The organism is Metabacillus indicus LMG 22858 (assembly GCF_000708755.2).
GTDB classification, from domain to species: domain Bacteria; phylum Bacillota; class Bacilli; order Bacillales; family Bacillaceae; genus Bacillus_P; species Bacillus_P indicus.
The window spans coordinates 42,841-64,827 of record NZ_JGVU02000022.1 but is presented as its reverse complement, the minus strand read 5'-3'; the positions used below and the strand labels follow the sequence as shown (position 1 = coordinate 64,827).

Below are 21,987 nucleotides of genomic sequence, written 5' to 3'. Positions count from 1 at the left end.
CCAAATATAGTTTTGTCGATTATCTTTCAATTCAATTACCCACTCTTTAAGCTCAATGCCAAAGCAACCTGTAACTTATTCCACTACACCCGTCCGAACGATTTGAAAATCCATTTTCACATCAACCTCAATATCTTTGTACAGCTTATGCCACTTCTTCCTGGTCAATCCCTTATTTCCAACAGTGCTTCTGTATGTTTCTCCGAATCCAAAGACGTCTGACTCTTTGGATTGGCATAAATCAATAACCTCTTCGATTTCTCTTGTGAATTTTTTACTGATCGCTTTTTCCAACAGGTGCAGATTTTTAGGTTTTTCAAGATCAATGTAAATGCCCTCCGTGATTTCCAGCAGCCTTGCATCAATGCTGACAGATACTTGAAATTTATTTCTGCTTTGTTTTTTAAGCTTTATTTTACTTTTGCTTTTAATCGTATCGAGAACTACGCCCACATTGTCACGATCAGATTTAAACGGCTCTAATTCTTCGTATTCATCTTTATCCATCTTTAACTCAATGTTACCCGCCTCGTACCTGTTTCTTAAAAGTTCAATGTAGAAGCCGTCATGAGAATCAACTCTTCCTACCATTTTTTCATCTCTAAAAAGAGCCAATCCTGATATAGAAATAAGTTGATTGTCCATTGATACAATAGGTAATACAGAGTCTTGCACATGGGAATGGTAGTCCCTGAGTGACTCTTGAAGTGTTGAGGATGGAATGGATTCACTCTCAACATTCTGTTCCAGCTCTTTGTAGATGCTTTGGCCAATATTACCCATATTTTTACTATTTGGCTGATTTAACAAGTTTGCTGCTTCGCCGTCTACAATTGCCAAATATACCAAATCAGATATGGCGGGGTCTCTTGCTAATGTGTCTGCCAAGCTAATAATCCCATTTCGGGCTAATTCAGTACCAAACAAGGCAACTCGGAGCTGACCGGATTGAAGCTTTTTCGGTGCCTTCCGGTTTCCTTGAAGTCTCCCGCCTTTGCTTGTAAGAGCTTTAGCTGTAATAATATCGGCATTTGGTGTAGCCGTTGGATCAACCTGGAGAAGAGACATGGTTGTAATTATTTCCTGACTGCTGCTTAAATCATATCCGACAGTTGTAATTAGTCCCATCTCCTCCAAAATTTTAGGATCAGCACATCCACAAAAAAGAAAAGCCGACAAAATCAATGCATATAATTTTTTCCTCTTCATACCTTGCGGCTCCTATTTTTCACGGCAGCTAATAGATAGAGTATAACGGGGTAACAAAACACAAAGCAAAATGAAATAATGGCAAAATAATTATTCATTTCGTTGATTTGTATTCTAGTTTTAAACATTTGTGAGATTAGGATTATCGCCACGACAAAAAGAATTATAACTAATTTTTCTTTTCGAGGAAGATACCCGCTCACCCCTCTTGTAGCTGCCCACAAATATAACATAAGGTTTGGGATAATGATGAGCATCCAAAAAGCGATTGCTACATATTCAAAGCGCTCAATAAATGGCAAGCGAACAATTTTAAACAGAGAAAGTGTTCCCCAAATCGTCTGCTTTAGCTGATCTCCACTGAAATAAGCAAGAGAGATCACGATCAGAAATGTATAAAGCAGTGTCGTGTAGATTAAGCCCAACTGGGTATATTTCATCGCTTCCTTCTTGTTCTTGATGAAGGGATATACAGTGTAAATGAGTTCAAAACCAATGACAGTAAAGGTCATTTGATAAGCCCCCAAGAAAATATCTGATAAATCCGACTCGAAAATCGGTAGTAAATATGTCCAATTACTGAATTTTGCTGGATAAGACAGCAACAGTAACATCCACAGCGATAACACCACACTAAAAAAACTGACGCCAACTACTACTCTTAATCCTCCTAAGACCCCGTAAAGAACTAAAACCATCAGAGTAAATGCTAAAAACCATGTCGGGAGCTCTGGAAACATCCACGCCTGAACGACTTCTATATAATTTCTTAGAATGGTCAGCAGCGCACCTAAACAGTATACGACGTAAGTGGTGTTGAACAAAAATCCGATCCACTTCCCAAAGATATCGTTGTGAATGAAGTAAATATCAGCTGTTTCATACTTTGAGAGAGTTTTCAACATAATAAAACCAATTATGCAAGTGGCTGCTCCAGAGAGGATAACAGAAATCCAGGCATCTTGTTTTGATGCCTGATAAATTATCCGCTGATATCCCTGTACCCCAACACCAAGCTGTGCAGAGTGGATAATAAAGAATACTAATAAAGCAGGAATCAGTTCTTGAGGTTTCGGTTTTATATTTTGCATCAACAGATTACCTGCTTTCAATCCATTTATTTGGTATCTTTTTGTTTTCCGACATCCTTACTGTACTTAACCTGACTTTCAGGCCGCCCTAAACTTGGTCTATTATTGGTAACAGAAAGAGGAAGCCTGATGATATTATCTTTCCAATCTGCAAAGCGCGGCGGATAAAAAGGATTCAAATATGGACTGCCCAGACTGGTTTGTTTCAGCAAATGAATCAGCAGAAAACAAAAACCAAACATCACTCCGTAGAATCCCCAAAAGCCTGCCAAAAGGATGAGCGGAAAACGTATGATTCTTATTACATTGCCCATCATATAACTTGGAGTAGTAAAGGATGACAGCGCACCCAAGGCAACAATTATCAGGAGAATGTTACTGGTAAACCCGGCATCTACTGCAGCAGTCCCAATAACAATACCGCCAACGATACCCATTGTCTGGCCAACCTTGGTCGGAAGCCTTGCCCCAGCTTCTCTTAACAGTTCGATAATGACTTCTAAAAGGAGAGCCTCAAAAATAGGCGGAAAAGGAACCCTTGATCTGGATTCACTTAATGGGATTAGCAACGGCTGAGGAATCACTTCATAGTGAAAGGTGAGTGCTGCCACATAAACTGCAGTAAAGAAAACGGAGATAAACATTGCAGCCATGCGCAGGAGCCTGAAAAATGTTGCTATATGCCACCTGACATTTAAGTCTTCCATACTTTGAAAAAACTCAATAAAGGACTGTGGACAGCTAATCGCAAGTGAGCTTCCATCAACAATTACGGCAATTTTTCCATCCAATAGGTTCGAACAAATTCGGTCAGGTCTCTCAGTTAAAACCATCTGGGGAAAAATGGTCAAAGAATTATCCTCAATCAATTGAGCCAAAGTAGAGCTGTCAAGCAAACTATTGACTTTCAGGGAGGATATCCTTTGTTTTAAAGTTGTGACCATTTCTTCTGAGGCAATTCCATCAATATACAGGACAGAAACAGGAGTGTTTGTCTCATTTCCTACCGATAATTGATCATTGCACAGGTTAGGATTGGCCACGTATTTTCTAACAAGAGAAATATTCGTGTCCATACTTTCAGTAAAAGCAAGCTGTGCTCCAATGACCTGAGATTCGTTCTCGGGCTTTGCCAGAGATCGGCTCGTTTCAGAAGGGATGACTATGGATGCCAGTTGACTGTATCCTTCTACATGAATAAGCACTCCCCCGGTTAAAAGGGAATGTACCGCCTGTTTCATTTCATGCACTAAATTGGCATCGCCTACAGTAATTTGCCACAGCAGCTCCTCAGGCGAAACTTTTTCAGAGCAGCTCTTTTTTATAGGAGATAATATTCCATCCTGCAGCATTGTTTTATTGATCAATGAACTTATGTAGACAGCTGTAAGTTTTTTATTCATGTTGAAAATTCGAATATCAGAACTGAATTTAATCAGTTGTTTTAATTGATCTAAATAAACATTTTTATCAGGAGAAATATCTTGGCAAATGTCATTCAAAAGAAAGCGGCCTCCTTATTAAACAGACATAGCTTTTCTCTTTTGATTATTATGTGCTGTACGTCACATTTCTATTAAAGCAATTTGAATGATTTCCCATTGCCACACAATGATTCTTTATAACAGGAAGATAATATTGTTATGAAAAGGGGGGAATCGTTAAATACAAACAATTGATACTCTTCATCAATCTGATGAAGTTTCACTAATAGGACATGATACTGGCTTTTCTTTTTTCAACAGTTGGAGCAAGCAGAGAGTTTGAATTGGAATGGGGGCCTGTTATTTTGGGGTTAATTGGGGCAGTAATTGGTTTTCTGACAGGATTTATCACCGATTAAGTAACAAAAAAGTTATTAGAAGAAAGCAGAGGTTTCCAATGGGACAAATTCAGAAGTCATTCTCATTGTTGAATGTGGGCCGCATCAGAAAGAACATGTAAAAGAAATCCTCTGAAACCATCTAGCCTTTGGTGTAGCAGAATTTAATCCAAATTCATTACAAATACTGAACTAGATTATTTATCTTTCGTATTTCTGCTCTGGATTAATCGACAGCAGATAAGGCGAGAGAAACTCAAGTAGTTAAAACATAAAAATCCTTATAAAACTTAATACAAAAATCCCCCACTAGTATTTCCAAGCTATAGCTTATCAGGCACTATTCTAGTCGGGGAATTTTACCATTGGCAATTCATAATTCACATTTTTTCTGAAGATATTTGATTCGTGGCTCTATTCCGCTTTTTAATTCTAACCCTCTTAAACACACTTTTTCCCATTCTTCTCACAGGCTTTAATCGCATTGATCTCTCCTCCGATCAAGATAGCAAAACCTGATAAATACAGCCACATGATCAGCACGATGACGCCCCCGATACTTCCGTATGTAGCATTATAATTCCCGAACTGCGAAACATAAAAGGCAAATCCGAGAGAAATTACCTGCCAGATGACCGTGGCGACGATGGCTCCGAAATACACACTTTTCAATGTCATATCCTCATTAGGTGCAAGATAGTAGAGTACCATCAGCACCGCACACATCATAAAAAATGAAATAATGAATCTCAAGACGTTTAAGAAGATTTCATTTTCGCTCACGACAGAAAAGTAGTTGCCGACAAATTCTATAATGGCGCTTCCGAAGATCGGGAGGACGAGTGTCAAAGCGAACGTGAGGACAAGTCCCACCGTCATAATGATGGCCTGAAGGCGGATTTTCCAGAACGGCCTCGTTTCCTCGACAATAAACGCTTTGTTCAGTGAACGGATTAAGGCGTTTGTTGCATTAGAAGCAGACCAGAGGGCGGCAAGAAGACCGAATGAAAGCAAGCCGCCGTTTGGCTCATTCATGAGACCGGTCAAGTGGTCCGTCAGCATGGATCCCGCCTCAGCCGGCGCATATTGCTTAATAACATCCACGATTGTCGCTGTCTCAATCTGCAGGTATGGAAGCAGTGCTACAAGAAAAATCAGCAGCGGAAATAATGAGAGCAGGAAGAAATGGGACAGGACGGCTGCCTGATCCCCAGTTTCATGCAGCTGAATGCGTTTTATCAGTTCTTTTATCATTGTGCAGCACCTCCAATTGTAGTATTCTAATTTCCTAAAATCCTGCAATTGAAACCACATGTTTGCTTGCTTGTGAAACGTGGTATTCCTACAATTAAACGCATAAGGAGCATGTTCATGAAAAACGAAGCACAAGAGCGCCTGTCCAAATCATTCATCATGTACTCCATTCTGCTCATCGGCGCGTGCTGTTTTGTCTTTATCGAATTTGCCGATGAAGTGATTGAAATGGAGCTTAAATCCTTTGATAATCCTATCATTCAGTACATACACGGCTTCCGCACTCCATTCTTCGGCGAGATCATGTCCGCCGTCACCTCCCTCGGATCTGTAACAGGCATTATGATCGGCATGTCCATTGCCCTGATCTTTCTTTTGATTGCCAGACAATGGTGGGAAGGTCTGTTTCTGATCGTATCGGTATCCGGCTCATCTCTTCTGAACTATTACTTGAAATGGCTGTTTAAGAGAGACCGTCCGACCTTTAATCCACTTGTAGAGGAGAGCGGCTACAGCTTTCCAAGCGGCCATTCCATGGTATCCTTTTCCTTTATCGGCATCTTAGCCTACCTGCTGACGACCATGGTCAGAAAAAAGAGCATGAAAGTCCTGATTCTGACCCTGTCGATGCTTCTCATTCTATTAATAGGCTTCAGCCGCATCTACCTTGGTGTTCATTATCCAAGCGATGTGATAGCAGGGTTTGCAGCAGGCTGCGCCTGGCTTGTGATATGTATAGCTGCATTAAAATATAAACTTCAAAGATAATAAAAAGAGGGACCCCAATGATTTTGGGGTCCCTCTTTTTATAAAAAATCAGTCTGCGTTTTTGACATAAACCAAATGATCCGTCCACTCGTCGTTTTCGTATATAAATCCTTTGCGTGTGCATTCGTATTCCATGCCCGCCCTTTCTGCTAATCGGACGGAAGCAGCATTATCAAGATTGATATGAGCTTCAATACGGTGGAACTTCAGATGATGAAAAGCGATCGCCAGAGCTTCTTTCACCGCTTCGCTGCCGTATCCCTTTTTCCAGTGCTGATTATGGATGGTATATCCGATCCGCCCCCACTGAAAATCATCTCTTGCCAAGGTTGAAAAATCAACCGTACCTATGTGTCTGTCGTCCGTTTTTCTAAAAACATCAAAAACGTGGGCAGTATCTGAAAGAGCCAGCTTTTGATATTTGTCTACAAGCTGATCAAACCATTCCCTTGTGCACTCACTCATATCAAATTTTCCGCTGTCGTGCCGATTTTGTGATGGATGCCGTGCTTCAAATTCATTCAGCCAATTCTCATAATCTTCTTTTTTCAATGGTCTAATGATTAATCTTTCTGTTTCTGAAGTGATTTGAAATCCTTCCTCTGTCTCTTTCAATGCTGCATCCCCCTTGAACTGGCTTCTATGCTTTCCATTATTTCTCTATTTAAGTTTATCACAGGCTTCTGCATCAGTTTTAGAAAAAAAACACAAACCCTCATCCGGATTTGTGTTCTTTGCTCTGATTTAAATCCACCCTCTGAAACGTGATGCTTCAGCCATTTTACGGCTTCCGATCATGTAGGCGGCAAGTCTCATGTCAACTCTGTGAATGAGTGCAGTCTGAAACGTGTTTTCAAACGAATCGACCATGACCTTCTGCAGACGCTCAGCGACTTCTTCCTCGGTCCAGTAGTAGCCCTGATTGTTCTGCACCCATTCAAAGTAGGAAACGGTTACCCCTCCCGCACTTGCCAGGACGTCCGGAACGAGCAGGACTCCGCGCTGGGTGAGAATTTTGGTAGCTTCAATCGTCGTTGGCCCGTTTGCTGCTTCTACGACAATGGATGCTTTAATCTTACTGGCGTTTTCAGCCGTGATCTGGTTTGAGATGGCTGCCGGCACAAGGATGTCGCAGTCAAGCTCTAGAAGCTCTTGGTTTGTGATGGTATCTGTAAAAAGAGTTGTTACCGTGCCAAAGCTGTCGCGGCGGTCAAGCAGGTAATCAATATCAAGCCCGTTTGCATCATGCAGAGCGCCGTAGGCATCTGAAATGCCGATGACTTTTGCCCCTGCATCATGCATGAATTTGGCGAGGAAACTGCCTGCGTTGCCAAAGCCCTGAATGACTACACGGGCACCTGCAAGGCTGATGCCTTTTTTCTTTGCCGCTTCTTCGATGCAGATCGTCACTCCCCTTGCTGTTGCGGTTTCTCTTCCGTGGGAACCGCCAAGGACAAGCGGTTTGCCTGTTATAAAACCCGGTGAATCAAACTCGCGCAGTCTGCTGTATTCATCCATCATCCACGCCATGATCTGGGAGTTTGTAAACACATCCGGGGCAGGGATATCTTTTGTAGGACCTACAATCTGGCTGACGGCACGGACGTATCCGCGGCTCAGTCTTTCGAGCTCTTTTAATGACATTTCTCTCGGGTCGCAGATGATGCCGCCTTTCCCTCCGCCGTAAGGAAGATTGACTATGCCGCATTTTAAGCTCATCCAGATGGAGAGGGCTTTTACTTCATCTTCATTTACTTCCGGATGAAAGCGCACGCCGCCCTTTGTCGGACCGACGGCATCGTTGTGCTGGGAACGGTAGCCGGTAAACACTTTAACTGATCCGTCATCCATCTGAATCGGGATGCGGACAGTCAGCATCCTGACAGGCTCCTTCAACAGCTCATAAAATTCTTCTGAGTAGCCTAATTTCCCCAAAGCCTCTTTAATAATTGTCTGCGTCGACTGAAATAAATTCAAGCTTTCTTTTTCTTTATCTGCCTGTTGTACGTCCTTAATAATCCCCATGATTCCACCCCATTGATATGATAATAGCTTTTTATTTAGAAAGTACTCTCGTAATACGTTCGATTGCCCACTGGAGATCGTCTTCTGAAATCACAAGCGGCGGTGCAAAACGGATAACCGTTTCATGCGTCTCTTTGCAGAGCAGGCCTTCTTCCTTAAGCTTTTCGCAGTAAGGGCGTGCAGGAACTGTCAGCTCTACCCCAATAAATAAGCCTCTCCCTCGCACTTCCTTAATGAGAGGATTTTTTATTTCTGCAAGCTTCTCTTTAAAATAAGCTCCAAGTCTCAGTGAACGCTCAGCAAGCTTCTCCTCTTCCAGCACCTCAAGCGCAGCAACCGAAACAGCACATGCCAGAGGATTTCCTCCAAACGTGGAACCGTGTGATCCCGGGTTGAAAACACCAAGTATGTCCTTATTTGCGGCCACACATGAAATTGGGAATACCCCGCCTCCGAGTGCTTTGCCCAAAATGTACATATCAGGAGCAACATCTTCCCAGTCACATGCAAATGTTTTCCCGGACCTGCCAAGACCTGACTGAATTTCATCGGCAATAAACAGGACGTTTTGTTCCTGACACAGCACGGATGCCTGCTTCAGGAAACCATCAGGCGGAATGACGATGCCTGCTTCTCCTTGGATTGGTTCAATTAAAAAGGCTGCCGTATTAGGCGTAATTGCTTCTTTTAAAGCTTCAAGATCTCCGTATGGAATCAGTTTGATGCCCGGGAGCATTGGACCAAAGCCGCGCTTGTATTCTTCTTCTGATGACAGGGACACAGCTGACATTGTACGGCCGTGAAAATTCCCGATGCATGCGATAATCTCAGCACGATTTTCTTCCACGCCTTTCACCTCATATGCCCATCTGCGTGCTGCTTTTATGGCCGTTTCTACTGCTTCTGCCCCCGTATTCATCGGCAGAACCATCTCTTTTCCCGTCAGCTTTGCCGTCATTTCATAAAACGGGCCTAACTGGTCATTGTGAAAAGCTCGGGATGTCAGGGTAATTTTATCTGCCTGATCTTTCAGGGCTTTGATGATTTTCGGATGCCTGTGACCCTGATTCACAGCAGAATATGCGCTCAGCATATCCATATACTCATTTCCTTCAGGATCCTTCACCCATACACCCAGCGCTTCAGAAATTACGATCGGCAGCGGATGGTAGTTGTTTGCTCCAAACTTGGATGTCTGCTGGATCAGTTCCTGTGATTTTGTCAAAGTTGTCATTTTGTTTCCTCCTTCATACTTTCCTTACACATGTAAATGCAAGTTCTGTGCCAACGTTCATTCGCTGAAAGAATCAGCTTTGATGTGCAAAGTCATTTTGCACCGCCAACTTTTTTTGCTTATTAAACGCAAAAAATTTTTGCACTCCATTCAGAATGAGAGTAAAATAGAAGAAAAATCCGGAGAAAATATGATGAATATAAACATAGAATACATGCAGCTTTTCATGGAAGCCATCATCGATGAAATAGATGTCGGGCTCCATGTGATAGACAAAAACGGCACCACCATTCTTTACAACAAAAAAATGTCCCAGCTTGAATCAATGGACAGCAAAGATGTGATGCACAAAAACCTCCTTGACGTCTTTATGTTTTCAAAGGAAGGAAGCACACTTGTGCAGGCTCTCCAAAACGGAACGGAAACAAAGAACAGCAAACAGACTTACTTCAACAACAGGGGCAAGGAGATTACAACGGTCAATAACACTTTTCCAATCAAAAACGGCCATGAGATTATTGGCGCGGTCGAAATTGCCAAAGACATGACCAAGATTGAAAGTCTGATGAAGAACACGATAAAAGGAAGAAGCGGAACATCTTACACGTTTGACAGTATCATCGGAGAAGGTTCTGCTATAAAAGATGTGATTGAAGGTGCAAAAAGGGCGACAAGGACAACCTCCTCTGTTCTGATAGTCGGCGAAACCGGAACAGGCAAAGAGCTGTTCGCTCAAAGCATACACAATGGAAGCAGCCGATCAGCCGCCCCGTTTATTTCCCAGAACTGCGCCGCACTTCCGGACAACTTGATTGAAAGCCTGCTGTTCGGCACAAAAAAAGGGGCTTTTTCAGGGGCTGTTGATCATCCGGGTTTATTTGAACAGGCAGAAGGCGGCACACTGCTGCTTGATGAAATCAACTCATTGAATCCAAACCTCCAGTCCAAGCTGCTTCGGGCTTTGCAGGAGAGAACGATCAGAAGGATAGGCGATACGAAAGACACTCCGATTGATGTGCGGATCATCGCTACCATCAACGAAGATCCTGTTGAAGCCATCACGAAAGACCGGATGCGAAAAGACCTTTATTACCGATTAAGCGTAGTCACTGTTTTTGTCCCTCCTCTGAGAGACAGAACCGAAGATATCCCTCTTCTTATTCAGCGCTTTATCAGAAAATATAATGAGCTGTTCCAAATGGACGTGCGGCGTGTTGATCAGGAGGTCATGGACATGCTGATCACGTATGACTGGCCCGGCAATGTAAGGGAACTGCAGCATATGATTGAAGGTGCGATGAATGTGATGGCAGATGAAGATACGATCCGCTTCAGCCACCTTCCCATGCATTTCCGCTCAAAGTCATTTACGAGAACATCTTCCTCTGCCGCACCTTTTGAGATACACCTCGAGGAAGGGACAGAAGACATACAGCTGAAAGAGCATTTGGAGCGGACAGAAGCAGGCTATATCCGCTCCATGCTGAAAAAAAACCGGGGCAACATCACAAAAACCGCGGCAGATGCCGGGCTGAGCCGTCAGAGCCTGCAGTATAGGATGAAGAAGCTTGGTATACAGGCATAAAAAACTTTCTTAGCTGCGCCCATTACGTTTAGAAATGCAATTAAATAAATCTAAAACTTGCACATCATTTATTAATGGTGTGCTTCTTGTAGTGCGATCCAAACAAAAAAAACGATTTGGAAACATTCCAAATCGACTTTTTTGGTATTACTTTTCAGGTTTCTTATTTAACATAAAGCGAAGTTCATTAATATCATCATCAGATAGTGTATCTTCCTGAATAAATTGGACAAGCATGGATTTCAGGGTGCCTCCGTAGATGCGGTTGATAAATGATTCAGTCTCGGCACGCTGGCATTCTTCCTGCGTATAAAGCGGGTAAAAGGTGTAAACTCTCAGATTTTTATTGACACCTACTACATCTTTTTGAACCAATCGATCGAGAAGAGTGCGTATTGTTTTCGGCTTCCAGTTGGAACTTTCCTGTAAGGAAGATATGATGTCACTCGCTGTTCGAGGGGCTTTGTCCCAAAGTACGTTCATGATTTCCCATTCTGATTCTGAAATACTAGGTATGCTTTTCTCCATATTCCACCCCTCCATTCCCTTTATAGATTCCTAAATCTTGTAAGATTGATAATGTGATTTCTGCCGCCTTGCTTCCTGTTGAATTAACTTCGTTTTGTATATTGGCAGCAAAGAAGTATGTATTGTCCTTCGTCTCTACATAACCGATAAACCAGCCATTGATATTTTTTCCATTTACTGTTCCTGTACCAGTTTTTCCCGAGAGGCGGGCTTCTTCATGATTTTCTATGAGCAGTGCTTCTTTCACAGTTTTGATATGCTTTTCATTATATCCAAATTTATTGTAATAAAAGGAATGCAGCAGTTTAACTTGCTCGACAGGAGATATTTTCAATGAGGATTCTAGCCAAAATTCATCCATTCCCCCTGATATATCAGAATTTCCATAGTTTATCTCTTTTAGATTGGAGTGTATAGTTTCAAATCCTGTTCTGCGATCTACTTCCTGGAAATACCAGCTTACAGATTTTTGAAGAGCAGATGAGAGATCCTGATCCTCATTCCAAGCGTTATAGGGCTGCTCCTTCCCATCCCATGCAAGAGTGGATTCTTCAGGTGAGATTACATTTGATTCCAGTGCGAATAAGGCACTGTAAATTTTGTATGTGGAATCAGGTGACACCCGCAGCGTACTTTTCTCTTCATTATAAATGTGATATTGCTGTGCATTATGATCATATAAAACAAAGCTTCCTTCATACCCACGAAAGAATTGATGCAAATCTTTATACGCTGCTCTGTCATTACTGAAATAGTATCGGTCGTTTTCCGTAGAAAATGCAGAAACGAAAGGTAACTGAATCGTTAGTATGACACTGGCCAAAACATAAATAAAGATGCTTTTTCTGATTGGTTTTTTTGCGGAATTCTTGTAGGCAGAAATTTGCTCAATTCGTTTTTTAATTTGGACCTTCGAACCGTCTAATTGCGTCACTAACTGCAGCTTACTTGACCGCTTTGAAAGAGCCAGAAAGTTAATGATTGTATGTCCATAATCACTAATAGAGTGATCATCCAGTAACTGTAAGACAGATGCATCGCATGCAATTTCCCGATCGAATCTCATTTTTTTAAAAGCAAGCCAGATAAGGGGATTGAACCAATAAATGATTTGATAGAACAATATCACGACATTTGTCAGCAAATCCTTGTTTTTATAGTGACTCAGTTCATGAAGAAAGATATACTCGTAATTTTTCAAGCTAAGCCAGTGTTCATGCTGAAAAGGTAACACGATATATGTTTGAAAAAGTCCGAAAATCATTGGAGATTGGACACTCTTCGAATGAACAATCTTAATTGATTTTTTAATCTGCAGTCTTTTCTTGCATTCTTCGAAAAGGACGAGAACTTCTTTATTGCCAAACGAAGAAGATTCCTTCTTTATCCTTCTAAGTTTGATCCATCCGCGCAGCATCATAAAGGTAAGTATAAGCACCCCTGACATCCATAAGCCCATCACACTCATATTAAGGAAAGACAGGTCAGGCCGGTTGACAGATTCAGAAAAATCTTGTAAAAGGTGCAGACTCTGAGTTCCATTTTTTCCAGTATTAGAGCCTGGCGCATTAGTCTGATACGTCTCCCCACTGCTAAAGAGAGAACTAAAATTATACAAACTAGCAGGAATGAATGGAAGTGCTAAAGCAAAAAAAAGCAGCATCCACAAATGATAGGTCCATTTTGCCGTTAATTGTCTTCGGAACCACATTCTTATAAGCAAGATCACAGTAACGGAAAAGGAAGACACCAATAGACCTATTATAAACTGAGTTAAAATCATGTCCTTCAAAACCACCTCTCTTGACTATAAAATTTTTAAAATACAGGAATATAGCATACTCATAGTGGCTTGATGATAAAAAAATTAAGGATTGACTTAGCTTGATTACATATGTAATACTTTACTACAGATGTAGTCGGACTACAAATGTAATCTTTTAATAGTCTTAGATGGTCTTCATTCTACATCAAGAACTAAAGGTGCGGTTGCTATCAGAGAAGATACATAACAAATATTTTTCAGAAAGAGGTTGAATTTTAATGAAATCATTGAGCTTTAGTACTTTCACATTTAGAAAAATTGTCCCTGTACTATTTCTTTCATGTGCAGCTCTTGCAGGTTGTTCAAACAACGATATTCATACCAGTTTAACTAAAACCAAGGAAAAAGAAAATGCCCATCATCATGATTTTGCTGAGCTTGAAGAAAGATATGATGCCAAACTTGGTGTCTTTGCGTTGGATACTGGCACAAACCAAACAGTAAGCTATCATCCAGATGAGCGTTTTGCTTATGCATCTACTCATAAGGCTCTGGCTGTAGGAGTCCTTTTACAACAGAAATCTTTAGAAGATCTTAATCAAAGAATTGCTTATACAAGCGAGGATCTAGTTAATTATAATCCGATTACAGAAAAGTATATTGATACGGGGATGACTCTTAAGGAGCTTGCTGATGCTTCTCTTCGATACAGTGACAATACTGCAGGGAACCTTATCCTTAAACAATTGGACGGGCCGGCAGGATTTAAGAAAGCACTGGAGGATATTGGAGATAACACGACAAGCCCTGAGCGTTTTGAGCCAGATTTGAATGAAGTCAATCCTGGTGAAACTCATGATACGAGTACCCCGAGAGCACTTGCTGCAAGTCTTCAGGCTTTTATATTGGGAGATGCACTTCCACCCGAGAAACGTGAACTTTTAATAGATTGGATGAAGAGGAATACTACTGGAGATGCGTTAATTCGGGCTGGAGTGCCGGAAGGATGGGAAGTAGCTGATAAAACTGGAGCAGCATCATACGGTACGCGGAATGACATTGCCATCATTTGGCCATCAAAAGGAGATCCTATTGTGCTTGCTGTCCTTTCAAGCCGTGATAAAAAAGATGCTGAATATAACGACAAGCTTATTGCTGAAGCAACAGAAAAAGCAATTAAAGCGCTTAAAGACAAAAATAAATAGATTATAAAAAAACAGGAACTCCACTTCCAGCTGGAGTCCCTGTTTTTAGTTTGTTGAAGAGTTAAACTATTGTTCTCATGCAGCCTCTTTCACACTGCTTTTTCTAATCTCTGAAACAGTTTTAATCTTGAAATTTCTAAACACGATGGAACCTAGCAGTCCTGCGATTCCGCCTGCAATGGCGCATAGGGCTGCTGCGATTGTAACGGTCATTGGATCATTGAAGCCGTACATGACCGCAAGACCTGCAATCGGTGTTGCTGTTCCTGTGGCATCATTGACAAGTCCGAACAAGGAAACAACAACCCCTGCAGCTGCCCCGCCGAAGAAGTTCGTGACGTAAACAGGCACAGGATTCGCGGTAATAATGTCCGCCTGCGTCAGAGGCTCAATAGCAACGGCAATCGTCGTCCGTCTGTCGCCAAATTTCAGTCGGCTGAAGAGGACATAGTTCATAAAGGACGATCCAAATACGGCAAGTGCCCCTATGGCCATTGGCAGGCCTGTTAATCCAAGCATCGCAGTAAGAGCCATGGAGCTAAGCGGTGCAGTGGCTACCACCGTGATGACTCCACCAAGGATAATTCCCATCAGAACAGGATTGCTGTTGGCCGTTTCGGTAATAATGCCGCCAATGTTCAGAAGCGTCGCATCAACGACCGGCGTCAGACCATTTCCGATGAAGCGGACAAGCGGCGCCGCCACAATGATCGTAACGAGCAAATCCAATCCGGCAGGGGTTTTTTTCTCAATCCATTTCACCAGGAACGCCACAACATAGCCTGCAAAAAAGCCCGGCAGTAAACCGAGTCCCGCACAGGATACGCCAAGCATCAGGGCATAAACAGGCGACACCCCAAGCGCAAGTGCGACAAGAGCTGCAGCTGCAACTCCTCCCATACTGCCTGCAGCATCTCCCACTTCTCCGAGAAATTCAATTTTCAGGAGATCTCCCCCTACAAATCGCTGAAAGGCTTCAACCAGAAAGGCCGCCACAGCAGCGTTCGCGAGAGCTCCCATCGCTTTCATGCCCTTTGGAGCTTTATAGCTGAATAATGAAAATAAACCTAGTACGACTAATAAGAGCACTGTTCCTTTTACTAAATCCATCTGTCTCTCTCCTCCGGCTGAAAAAGAGCGTAATTGCTCTTTTACGTATTCTGCATAAAATCAAATAAAAAGCCCCTATTTTCCCACACCATCAGCCGCTAGACAGAAAGCATGGCAAAATAAGAGCATGGAAAAGACACGGTCAATCTGAAAGACTTCAGACTGCAGCATCCGTATAAACTCATTTTTTGCTGTACACACTTTCTTGTAGTCTGGCATTTTATCGGCTGCCAGGTAGAAACGTTCAGACCCTCTTACCTGAAATTATACAAGAATAAAAAATTTTGAATAATACGTAAAAGTATAACTCATAATGGCACTTCTAACAACAGCCTGAAAAAGTTCAGAATTGTTTACTTTTTCAGCACCTTCAGTACCTCGCCGAGATAAGGGTTGTCTTTATTCTCAACTTTATAAGCGGCAAAAATAGTATTCTCGACTTTGCGTTCCGGAAACAGGATCTTTATTTTTCCGGCATGGAGAGAGTCCTTTATCAAATATTCAGGCAGGACACTGATGCCCATCCCCATTTCAACCGCTTCAAGAATGGTTCTTAAATCAGGAAAAATGCAGTGGGGTTGAATTTCCGGACGTTTTCCGAAGTGGACCCTGAAAAATCTTCTGATAATCGGGAGTTCAAGACCATAGCTCAACCATTTCTGACTCTTCATCCAGTCTTCTGTTTCCTCCGCTTCTGGATAACCCGCAGGGGCAACAAGGACAAAGTGCTCGTCCTCTAATTTTTCATAGTCAATACCCGCTACCTGAACCTTCTGAGTCGTTAAAATGAGGTCCGTCTCATCTTTTTGCAGAGCATCCAGGAGAACCGGAGCCACATCAAAGTGAACTGACATCCGTATGTCCATAACAGTCAGCTTTCCTAAAGCCGTTTTTGTGAAGTATTCTGCCGGCGAACCTATTCGAATCAGCGGTGCTGAAGATGCAGATGCTGAGGCATACCGGATCGACAGCGTCATTTTTTCAAGGTTCTCAATCAGCGGCACAAGCTTTGTGTATAGTTCCTTCCCCTTTTCTGTCGGGATCATTTTCCGCGGAGCACGCGTGAACAGCGGTTCCCCGACTTCAGCCTCAAGTGCTGCCAAGTGCTGGCTCATCGCGGGCTGAGTAAGAATGCGTGCTTTTGCAGCTCCGGAGACAGACCTGTGCTGGTAGATGCTGATAAAGCTCCGGTACCATTCAAAATCAATCATTTCAAGCTCTCTCCCTTTAATTCTGTTATAAAAATTTTTATCGTTATCGCTATGAAGTATTCTTTTATTATATAAAAAAGGACACCGACGGACTAAGCGGTCGGTGTCTGGATGCCGTTTTATGACAGTTTTCTCAGTTTAAGCACTTGCCGGCTTTCCATTAAATCTGCCGTATTTTTTCTGTAGGCCTGATAATGTGCCGAATCAATGTGCTGCTGCAGGGCCTCCGCATCCTTCCACGTTTCGTAAAAGACGAATACACGTTCATCTTCTGCAGATTCGTGCAGCGAGTATTCCATGCATCCTTCCTCAGCACGAGAGGGGGCAAGCAAGTTTTGAAGCTCTGCTCTGAGTTCCGCTTCTCTGCCTTGTTTAGCTGTTAATATCGCTGTGATTGTAATTGGCTGCATGAATGGATTGCCCCTTTATGTTATTTTATTTTTGCAACGATTTTTCCTTTTACATGACGATTTGAAAGCTCCTCTAGCGTTTGCGGCACTTCTTCGAGTGTAATAACTCTCTCAAGCAGCGGTGAAACTTTTTTCTCTTCGACCATTTTCAGTAGCTCATCGCCCATTTTTGCAAGATCGCGCTCTGAGATTACATCATTGTGATGATGAATCGCATTCAAAGCAATTTCATGGAAGGAGATGACCTTTGTAAATGGTTTCACACGGGAGTAATCCGGTGCTCCGGCAATGTGGGCAATGTGCCCGTTGTAGGCAATCAAATCAAGTGATGCTGTTGCATTGTCTCTTCCGACTGTATCGAGGACAGCGTCCACTCCCCGTCCGTCTGTCAGTTCCATTACCTTCGCTTTTACATCTTCTTTTGTGTAATCAATGACATGATCTGCTCCGAGTGAAAGAACATAGTCATGGTTGCGTTCTGATGCTGTTGTAATGACTGTTTTGCCCGCCGCTTTTGCAAGCTGAATGCCAAAGCCGCCGACTCCGCCTGCTCCTCCGTGAATCAAGATGGTCTCAATGGCATTCATCGGAAGCTTGCGGAACAGCGCCTGATACGCCGTGTATCCTGCAGTTGGAAGAGCAGCCGCTTCTTCAAACGTGATGCTGTCCGGTATGCGTGAAATCGTATGAGCCGTTGTCACGCCATACTCTGCATAAGCCCCTTTTTTGTTAAAATCTCCGTGGTACACAACACGGTCTCCCTTTTTCCATTCAGTGACGCCTTCGCCGACTTCATGGATTGTTCCGGCTGCATCAAGGCCAAGAATGTGAGGGAATGACCAGTTCGGGTTGCCGTTCGTTCCTGTTTTATAGTCAACCGGATTCAGCCCCGCTGCATGGATTTCGACTACAACCTCACCTTTTTGAGGTGCCGGTTTTTCTGTTTCTTCAATCTTCATGTTCTTCCATTCATTTTTGCCGTTAAGCAGTAATGCTTTCATCATTTCTGACACTCCTTATATGTTCTTTCATCAAATAGTCTTTCCTGTGTTTTAAAAAAGTTCTTTTCTTTTTGCGGCAAAAAAAACCGCACATAAAAGAAGAAGACCTGTAAACCGCAGTTTACAGGCTTCCGCCGTGAGTTAGCTTAATTGTTTTACGACTTCTTTAGCTACGCTGATTGTAGACTGCGGGTTTTGTCCCGTAATTAGTCGGCCGTCAGCCTGAAGATGGTCTGTCCAGTTCTCTGCTGCAACAAATTTTGCTCCAAGCTCGCGCATGCGTGTTTCAAGAAGGAACGGCATGAAGCGGTCTAGTGTTGTTGCTCTTTCTTCTTCATCTGTAAAAGCAGTAACGGCTTTGCCTGCAATAAGCGGTGTGCCGTCTGAAAGCTTCACGCCTACAAGACCTGCTGGACCGTGGCATACAGCAGCTACAATTTTTTCTGCTTCGTACAGGTCACGGATCAGTTCCTGGAGCTTCACGTTATCCGGAAGATCAAACATGGTTCCGTGTCCGCCTGGAAGGAAAATTGCATCAAAAGCAGATACATCTTTCACGTCTTCAAGCTTTACTGTATTTTCAAGGTATTGAGCTGTGTCAAGAATTTCCTGCGGAGTTTCGCCGCCTTCTAAGCTGCGTGCATCAACCGGGGCTTTTCCGCCAAGGGGACTTGCCACTGTGATGTCAAAGCCGGCTTTTTTAAATTCAACGTAAGCTTCTCCGAATTCAGAGAGCCAAAGTCCTGTTGCGTGATCCTCGTTCATTTTGTCAGCCGTTGTCACGACCATTAGTATATGTTTACTCATAATGTGTTACCTCCTGAGTGTGTTGGTTTGTTTGTTTAACAATTCCTAGTTTAGCTCGATGTTATCTATAATACAAATTAGATATTTTTTGTTTATGTATAAATATTTTTATTGGTAAAATCCGTTCCTTTTCGTTCCAGGTACAAGATTAACCCTATGAACCTCTGCAGGCTGTTTTTGTGCTGAATATAAATCCAAAATCGTACCCGTTCCCTTGCACTCCAGGTACTTGCTTTCCGCGGGGAGGGCCGGGAGCCTCCTCGGCCAGCCTGCGGGGTCTCCCGTGCCCTCTTCATCCCGCAGGAGTCAAGTTCCTTCCGCTTCAGTCCACTGGAGTTTTGGGTATGTATGCTTGTTTTAAGCATCAAAAAACCAAGCCAAAAGCGGCTTGGTCTGAAAGGTTATTTTACTTTTACAGAAACAGGCTGGATATCAAGGACGGCATTTACGAATGAATAATCATCTTTGCCGCCGTCTTTGTAGCCCCAGAATCCGTGGGTTTTTTCTGTTTTTCTGAATGTGAGCTCAACGCCTTTTCCCTGGTTGAAGGCATAGCTTTTTACTTCTTTTTCTCCGAAGTTGTCAACAAGGTTGTAGGAAATGAATTTGCTGAGTGTTCCGTGCGGAGTCAGTACGCCTGAGTGCGGCGCAGCCTGGTAATCTCCGTATTCGTATCCTGTTGTGCTGACTTTGTGTTCGCTGATGCTGAATTCCTTCGTTTTAAGGTCGACAGAGTCGCCTTCTGCTAGTGAGGACAGCTGGATATTTTTATATTGGCTTTGAGCCGCCGGGTTTGTCTGAACTTCTGACAGATCAACGACTGTAACCCCTGCACGGCCGATTACTTCTATTTTCTTCTCGGCATTGCGGACAACCATGGCTGTATCTTCATCAATTCCGTAAGAAAGCTGATTGCGGTCTCCTTTTTCATAAGCTGTTGCAATCAGTCTTCCGAGACGGGCTTTGTTGTCGAAATGCTGGTCAATGATGCCGTATTGGAAGAAGCCGAGTCCGCGCTCGAGATAGCCCGGTCCGCCTTCCTGCTGCTGCATGCCGTCATAGGTGTCAGTGAACCCTTTTGCAAGAGTGTCAAGACTTCCTCCGCCTGCAAGCATAACGTCACTCATAATCGCAGCCCCGGCACTCGTTCCTCCAAGAACTGCACCGTCTTTGTAGATGTCCCAGATGGCCGACAGCGCTTTTGATTCGGACTGATCCGTGTTGAAAAGAGCTTTCGTGATTTTCGTTTGATCTCCCCCGACGAACCAGATGGCGTCTAGTTCTTTTATTCTGGAGACTGCTTCATCTGAATTCTTCGTCGCGTCCCATTCAGCTGCATCATTCTGAGGAGTATCCTTGTAATTTGTAACAGTCACAGGCAGGATTTGAATGTTTTCTTCTTTTACTCCGTATCGAATCAAATCCTTTTTAAACGTATTGCTTGAACTTAGTGATCCGCTCGCTGCCGGAACAATTCCGAATTTGGCATCCGTTTTCCCGTTTGCAAGATCGATGAACGATTTGTAAACCGACTCGTTTGTTGATCCAAGAGCGCCGCCTGCAATGACCAGATTTCCTTTAATGTCACCGCGGTCCTGCTTGCTAGGAACCGTAAAGTTAGAAGGTTTATAGTCTTTAAACGCCTTGTCATCCTTCTTGAATGAAACCTTCACCGGTGAGACATCCATTTTGACCTTCACAATTGAATAGTCATCTTTCTGTCCGTCCTGATAGCCCCAGTAGCCGTTTGTTCCATCCGTTTTGCTGAAGGTTAAAGCGAATCCTTTTCCTTTGCTGTCATATAAGTAGCTTTTTACTGAGTCTGTTGAGCTATTATCAACAAGCGAATAGGATAGGTACGGCTTCAGCCTTCCGTATGACGTTAGTACGCCGGTGGCATCAAGCGGTTTGAACGAATAATATTCGTAGCCTCTTGTGTCCAGCTTGTCGCTTCTGAAAGTAAAAGCTTTCGTTTTCAAATCGATCTTATCCCCAGGCGACAAAAAGCTCAGCTCCACATTGTTTACAGGGTGAAGATTTTTGCTCGCATGCTTCGCCTTGCTAGTATCCACAACCGTCACGCCGCCGCGGCCGGCAATCTCCGCTGTTTTGGTCTTGTTGTCTACGATTAAGGCTGTATCTTCGTCAATTCCGTATGAATAGTTTGTTTTCTTATTCGTTTCAAACTTCACAGCAGCTGCAGCGAGACGTCCAAGTCGTGCACGCTCATCGAAGTGCTGGTCCACAATGCCGTGCTGGAAAAAGCCAAGTCCTTTTTCAATGTAGACAGGGGCATATTCTTTATCAGGGTTAGACTGATCCTTTGTTGTAAACTCGCCTTTAAGGCCGCCAAGGCTGTCGCCGCCTGTAATCATCACATCACTCATGATGGCAGCGCCGGCGCTTGTCCCTCCGATGACTGCACCTTTTTCATAAATATCCCAGATGGCATCCAGCGCTTTTGTCCGCTTTCCTCCATCGTTAAAAAGGGTGCTCGTGATTTTAAGCTGATCCCCGCCTACAAACCAGATGGCATCGAGCTCTTTTATTTGATTAACGGTTCCCTGTTTATTCACATTTTCCGCCCATTGCTTTTCGTCAAAATCTGTATCGCTGAAATCATGATCAGAAATTGGGAGGATTTCAACATTTGCGGAATCAACACCGTATTTCACAAGGTCTGCTTTAAACTCATTTGATGATTTCAACTTCCCGCTCGCTGCAGGTATGATCCCGATTTTAGCATTCCCGGCGCCTCCAGCACGGTTAATGAAAGCATCATAAACCGCTTTGTTGCTGCTTCCTAAAGATCCCCCGGCAATAACGAGGCTTCCTTTGATTTCCTCTTTGCCGGCGGCTCCTGCCGGAATGCTGAAGCTTGACGCCAGAAGACAGGCTGCTGCTAGCATGCTGATACGTTTCTTCACTCCAATTCCCCCTCTTAATGTTGGATGTTTGTCTG

18 protein-coding genes and 1 riboswitch are annotated in these 21,987 nt (G+C 43.2%); of the genes, 3 read left to right on the top strand and 15 right to left on the bottom strand.

Features of this window, described 5'->3' with window-relative positions; all coding sequences use genetic code 11:
* Positions 1-75: 75 nt before the first annotated feature.
* The 4 genes from AZ46_RS20010 to AZ46_RS19995 form a co-directional block, all read right to left on the bottom strand.
* Positions 76-1,209: a Ger(x)C family spore germination protein gene (locus AZ46_RS20010; RefSeq protein WP_029283531.1), complete on the bottom strand. Its 1,134-nt coding sequence runs from the start codon at positions 1,207-1,209 to the stop codon at positions 76-78.
* Positions 1,206-2,300, bottom strand: coding sequence for a GerAB/ArcD/ProY family transporter (locus tag AZ46_RS20005; protein WP_035319508.1), 1,095 nt, complete (start codon positions 2,298-2,300; stop codon positions 1,206-1,208). Before AZ46_RS20005 ends, AZ46_RS20010 begins: the two co-directional genes overlap by 4 nt.
* A 26-nt stretch (positions 2,301-2,326) precedes the next feature.
* The gene (locus tag AZ46_RS20000) at positions 2,327-3,802 is read right to left on the bottom strand and encodes a spore germination protein (RefSeq protein WP_081870256.1); all 1,476 of its coding nucleotides are present in this window, start codon (positions 3,800-3,802) and stop codon (positions 2,327-2,329) included.
* Positions 3,803-4,563: 761 nt separating this feature from the next.
* Positions 4,564-5,376 (bottom strand): YihY/virulence factor BrkB family protein, encoded by an 813-nt coding sequence (locus AZ46_RS19995; RefSeq protein ID WP_035207743.1) that lies wholly within the window; start codon positions 5,374-5,376, stop codon positions 4,564-4,566.
* Positions 5,377-5,493: 117 nt separating this feature from the next.
* On the opposite strand from AZ46_RS19995, the gene AZ46_RS19990 reads away from it, so the two are divergent.
* The gene (locus tag AZ46_RS19990) at positions 5,494-6,144 is read left to right on the top strand and encodes a phosphatase PAP2 family protein (protein WP_029283523.1); all 651 of its coding nucleotides are present in this window, start codon (positions 5,494-5,496) and stop codon (positions 6,142-6,144) included.
* 48 nt (positions 6,145-6,192) lie between these two features.
* Here the strand turns inward: AZ46_RS19990 and AZ46_RS19985 are convergent, their stop codons facing one another.
* From AZ46_RS19985 to AZ46_RS19975, 3 genes are all read right to left on the bottom strand, one after another.
* Positions 6,193-6,759 (bottom strand): GNAT family N-acetyltransferase, encoded by a 567-nt coding sequence (locus AZ46_RS19985; protein ID WP_029283521.1) that lies wholly within the window; start codon positions 6,757-6,759, stop codon positions 6,193-6,195.
* Positions 6,760-6,888: 129 nt separating this feature from the next.
* Entirely contained in the window at positions 6,889-8,169 is a 1,281-nt protein-coding gene (locus tag AZ46_RS19980) for a Glu/Leu/Phe/Val family dehydrogenase (RefSeq protein ID WP_029283519.1), read from the bottom strand.
* A 31-nt stretch (positions 8,170-8,200) separates the two neighbouring features.
* Positions 8,201-9,403, bottom strand: a complete 1,203-nt coding sequence (locus AZ46_RS19975) for an ornithine--oxo-acid transaminase (RefSeq protein ID WP_029283517.1) — start codon at positions 9,401-9,403, stop codon at positions 8,201-8,203.
* Between the two features lie 193 nt (positions 9,404-9,596).
* Here AZ46_RS19975 and AZ46_RS19970 point away from each other — a divergent pair, with 193 nt between their 5' ends.
* The gene (locus tag AZ46_RS19970) at positions 9,597-10,988 is read left to right on the top strand and encodes a sigma-54 interaction domain-containing protein (RefSeq protein WP_029283515.1); all 1,392 of its coding nucleotides are present in this window, start codon (positions 9,597-9,599) and stop codon (positions 10,986-10,988) included.
* A gap of 147 nt (positions 10,989-11,135) precedes the next feature.
* On the opposite strand, the gene blaI is transcribed toward AZ46_RS19970, so the two are convergent.
* Together blaI and AZ46_RS19960 are read right to left on the bottom strand one after the other, a co-directional pair.
* The gene (gene blaI / locus AZ46_RS19965) at positions 11,136-11,516 is read right to left on the bottom strand and encodes a penicillinase repressor BlaI (RefSeq protein ID WP_029283513.1); all 381 of its coding nucleotides are present in this window, start codon (positions 11,514-11,516) and stop codon (positions 11,136-11,138) included.
* Complete coding sequence (locus AZ46_RS19960) at positions 11,497-13,299, bottom strand: BlaR1 family beta-lactam sensor/signal transducer (protein ID WP_051865797.1); 1,803 nt, start codon at positions 13,297-13,299, stop codon at positions 11,497-11,499. Before AZ46_RS19960 ends, blaI begins: the two co-directional genes overlap by 20 nt.
* Positions 13,300-13,559: 260 nt before the next feature.
* Here AZ46_RS19960 and bla point away from each other — a divergent pair, with 260 nt between their 5' ends.
* Entirely contained in the window at positions 13,560-14,486 is a 927-nt protein-coding gene (gene bla / locus AZ46_RS19955; RefSeq protein WP_029283510.1) for a class A beta-lactamase, read from the top strand.
* Positions 14,487-14,561: 75 nt separating this feature from the next.
* Here the strand turns inward: bla and AZ46_RS19950 are convergent, their stop codons facing one another.
* The 6 genes from AZ46_RS19950 to AZ46_RS19925 form a co-directional block, all read right to left on the bottom strand.
* Positions 14,562-15,596, bottom strand: coding sequence for a PTS sugar transporter subunit IIC (locus AZ46_RS19950; protein WP_029283508.1), 1,035 nt, complete (start codon positions 15,594-15,596; stop codon positions 14,562-14,564).
* A gap of 188 nt (positions 15,597-15,784) precedes the next feature.
* Positions 15,785-15,888, bottom strand: a riboswitch (purine riboswitch).
* A gap of 61 nt (positions 15,889-15,949) precedes the next feature.
* A complete protein-coding gene (locus tag AZ46_RS19945; RefSeq protein WP_029283506.1) occupies positions 15,950-16,807 on the bottom strand; it encodes a LysR family transcriptional regulator in 858 nt (285 codons plus the stop codon).
* Between the two features lie 119 nt (positions 16,808-16,926).
* The gene (locus AZ46_RS19940) at positions 16,927-17,217 is read right to left on the bottom strand and encodes a putative quinol monooxygenase (protein WP_029283504.1); all 291 of its coding nucleotides are present in this window, start codon (positions 17,215-17,217) and stop codon (positions 16,927-16,929) included.
* A 20-nt stretch (positions 17,218-17,237) separates the two neighbouring features.
* Entirely contained in the window at positions 17,238-18,218 is a 981-nt protein-coding gene (locus AZ46_RS19935; RefSeq protein ID WP_029283502.1) for a zinc-binding dehydrogenase, read from the bottom strand.
* Positions 18,219-18,359: 141 nt separating this feature from the next.
* Complete coding sequence (locus AZ46_RS19930; RefSeq protein ID WP_029283501.1) at positions 18,360-19,025, bottom strand: type 1 glutamine amidotransferase domain-containing protein; 666 nt, start codon at positions 19,023-19,025, stop codon at positions 18,360-18,362.
* Between the two features lie 401 nt (positions 19,026-19,426).
* Positions 19,427-21,952 carry a cyanophycinase gene (locus AZ46_RS19925; RefSeq protein WP_029283499.1) on the bottom strand — a complete coding sequence of 842 codons (2,526 nt, stop codon included), beginning with the start codon at positions 21,950-21,952 and terminating at the stop codon, positions 19,427-19,429.
* Between the last annotated feature and the right edge of the window lie 35 nt (positions 21,953-21,987).

Excerpts from the sequence above, each read along its gene's own strand:
- AZ46_RS20010 (WP_029283531.1), bottom strand. The coding sequence starts at position 1,209 with ATGAAGAGGAAAAAATTATATGCATTGATTTTGTCGGCTTTTCTTTTT.
- AZ46_RS20005 (WP_035319508.1), bottom strand. The coding sequence starts at position 2,300 with ATGCAAAATATAAAACCGAAACCTCAAGAACTGATTCCTGCTTTATTA.
- AZ46_RS19995 (WP_035207743.1), bottom strand. The coding sequence starts at position 5,376 with ATGATAAAAGAACTGATAAAACGCATTCAGCTGCATGAAACTGGGGAT.
- AZ46_RS19990 (WP_029283523.1), top strand. The coding sequence starts at position 5,494 with ATGAAAAACGAAGCACAAGAGCGCCTGTCCAAATCATTCATCATGTAC.
- AZ46_RS19980 (WP_029283519.1), bottom strand. The coding sequence starts at position 8,169 with ATGGGGATTATTAAGGACGTACAACAGGCAGATAAAGAAAAAGAAAGC.
- AZ46_RS19975 (WP_029283517.1), bottom strand. The coding sequence starts at position 9,403 with ATGACAACTTTGACAAAATCACAGGAACTGATCCAGCAGACATCCAAG.
- AZ46_RS19970 (WP_029283515.1), top strand. The coding sequence starts at position 9,597 with ATGAATATAAACATAGAATACATGCAGCTTTTCATGGAAGCCATCATC.
- blaI (WP_029283513.1), bottom strand. The coding sequence starts at position 11,516 with ATGGAGAAAAGCATACCTAGTATTTCAGAATCAGAATGGGAAATCATG.
- AZ46_RS19960 (WP_051865797.1), bottom strand. The coding sequence starts at position 13,299 with ATGATTTTAACTCAGTTTATAATAGGTCTATTGGTGTCTTCCTTTTCC.
- bla (WP_029283510.1), top strand. The coding sequence starts at position 13,560 with ATGAAATCATTGAGCTTTAGTACTTTCACATTTAGAAAAATTGTCCCT.
- AZ46_RS19950 (WP_029283508.1), bottom strand. The coding sequence starts at position 15,596 with ATGGATTTAGTAAAAGGAACAGTGCTCTTATTAGTCGTACTAGGTTTA.
- AZ46_RS19945 (WP_029283506.1), bottom strand. The coding sequence starts at position 16,807 with ATGATTGATTTTGAATGGTACCGGAGCTTTATCAGCATCTACCAGCAC.
- AZ46_RS19940 (WP_029283504.1), bottom strand. The coding sequence starts at position 17,217 with ATGCAGCCAATTACAATCACAGCGATATTAACAGCTAAACAAGGCAGA.
- AZ46_RS19935 (WP_029283502.1), bottom strand. The coding sequence starts at position 18,218 with ATGAAAGCATTACTGCTTAACGGCAAAAATGAATGGAAGAACATGAAG.
- AZ46_RS19930 (WP_029283501.1), bottom strand. The coding sequence starts at position 19,025 with ATGAGTAAACATATACTAATGGTCGTGACAACGGCTGACAAAATGAAC.